The organism is Microbacterium sp., assembly GCF_031178525.1.
Lineage (GTDB): Bacteria > Actinomycetota > Actinomycetes > Actinomycetales > Microbacteriaceae > Microbacterium.
Genome location: NZ_JAPSJA010000397.1, coordinates 1 through 1,657 on the forward strand (window position 1 = coordinate 1; position 1,657 = coordinate 1,657).

The 1,657-nt window shown below is 69.1% G+C and carries 3 protein-coding genes; 2 read left to right on the forward strand and 1 reads right to left on the reverse strand.

Going from position 1 to position 1,657, the window contains the following annotated elements:
• Window positions 1–256: pyridoxamine 5'-phosphate oxidase family protein (locus RIF89_RS14810; RefSeq protein WP_309069835.1), on the reverse strand; the 256-nt coding region annotated here is incomplete at its 3' end.
• A gap of 192 nt (window positions 257–448) precedes the next feature.
• Between RIF89_RS14810 and RIF89_RS14815 the strand changes: the two genes are divergently transcribed.
• Complete coding sequence (locus RIF89_RS14815) at window positions 449–781, forward strand: metalloregulator ArsR/SmtB family transcription factor (protein ID WP_309069837.1); 333 nt, start codon at window positions 449–451, stop codon at window positions 779–781.
• Window positions 781–1,464, forward strand: coding sequence for a cation diffusion facilitator family transporter (locus RIF89_RS14820; protein WP_375294496.1), 684 nt, complete (start codon window positions 781–783; stop codon window positions 1,462–1,464). Before RIF89_RS14815 ends, RIF89_RS14820 begins: the two co-directional genes overlap by 1 nt.
• The last annotated feature ends 193 nt before the right edge of the window (window positions 1,465–1,657 follow it).

Below are 1,657 nucleotides of genomic sequence, written 5' to 3' on the forward strand. Positions count from 1 at the left end.
CGACCGAGAGGTAGCCCTTGCCCGAGTCGAAGGCCACGTTCACGGACGAGTTGCCGGACAGATCGCGCACCTTCGGGCTGTTGTCCTGCACGAAGAACCACAGGTCGCCGTCGAACTCGACGTCCTGAGCGGCGAGCGGCCGGCTGTGCAGCTGACCTTCCGGGCTGACCGTCGTGAACAGGCCGACCTTGGCGGCCTTGACGATCTTCGCGATGGTCTCGCGGTCCTCTTCGGTGGCGTGCGGCAGATTCTCCATGGATGTCCTCCTGCGTGTTGTTCGGCGCTTTCACGCTACGCACGCCGCGCGGGCGATCCCAGACGGTTGACAGCGACGCGATCCCGCGTCGAGCGCCCGTCAGGCCGCTTCCGCGTCGATCCGCTCGTGGGTCAGGACGATGTCGCCGTGCTCGGCACCCATCAGTACATAACTCTCTGTACTATCGCGGATGTGACCACAGCCACGCTCACGCATACCGCGGCGCTCGCCCGACTCGGACATGCGCTCTCCGACCCGACCCGCGCGGGCATCCTCCTCGCCCTCCGAGGGGCATCCGCCTACCCGTCGGAACTGGCGGAGCGGCTCGGGGTCTCCCGCCAGGTCATGTCGAACCAGCTGGCCTGTCTGCGAGGCTGCGGGCTCGTCGCGGCCACGCCGGAAGGACGCCGAAGCGCCTACCGCCTCGCGGACGACCACCTGGCACCCGCGCTCGACGAGCTGCTCCAGGTGGTCCTCGTCGTGGAACCGGACTGCTGCTCCGGGGAAGGATGCACCTGCGCATGATGACGTCTCCCAGCCGTCGCGCGGTGCTGCAGCGACGCGTCCGGATGATCGTCGCCGCGACGATCGTCTACAACCTCATCGAGGCAGCCGTCGCGCTGACCGCGGGCGCCGTCGCCTCTTCCGTCGCACTGATCGGCTTCGGACTCGACTCGACGATCGAGGTGCTCTCAGCGGCTGCGGTCGCCTGGCAGTTCACCCGACAGGATCCCGAGCGCTGGGAGAGGGGCACGCTGCGAGTCATCGCCGTCGCGTTCTTCGCGCTGGCGGCCTATGTCGTGACGTCCTCCACGTTCGCCCTGGTGGGAGGCGCCGCCGCCGAGCACAGCACCGTGGGGATCGTCCTGACCGCCCTCAGCGTGGCCATCATGCCGCTGCTCTCCTTCGCCGAGCGCCGAGCGGGGCGGGAGCTCGGCTCGGCGACGGCGATCGCCGACTCGAAGCAGACGCTCGTGTGCACGTACCTGTCGGCCGCCGTGCTGGTCGGCCTGGTGCTCAACTCGTGGCTCGGCTGGTGGTGGGCAGATGCCGCCGCCGGCATGGTGATCGCGGTGTTCGCCGTGCGCGAGGGCACCGAGGCGTGGCGTGGGGACGCGTGCGCCACATCCGCGGGCATGATCCTCGAGCCGGAACACGAGCACGACCAGCAGCACGAAATCGAGCACGACCACGAGCACGGGCGCTGACTCCCCCTCGGCCCGCTCACCGGAAACGAGAGCGGCCCCCGGCGAACCGCTCGCATGAGCGATCAGCCGGGGGCCGCTGCGCGTCCGCCGCTTCGCGACGGACCACCGATCAGAAGTCCCAGTCGTCGTCCTCGGTGGACTCGTGCTTGCCGATCACGTACGACGAGCCCGAGCCGGAGAAGAAGTCGTGGTT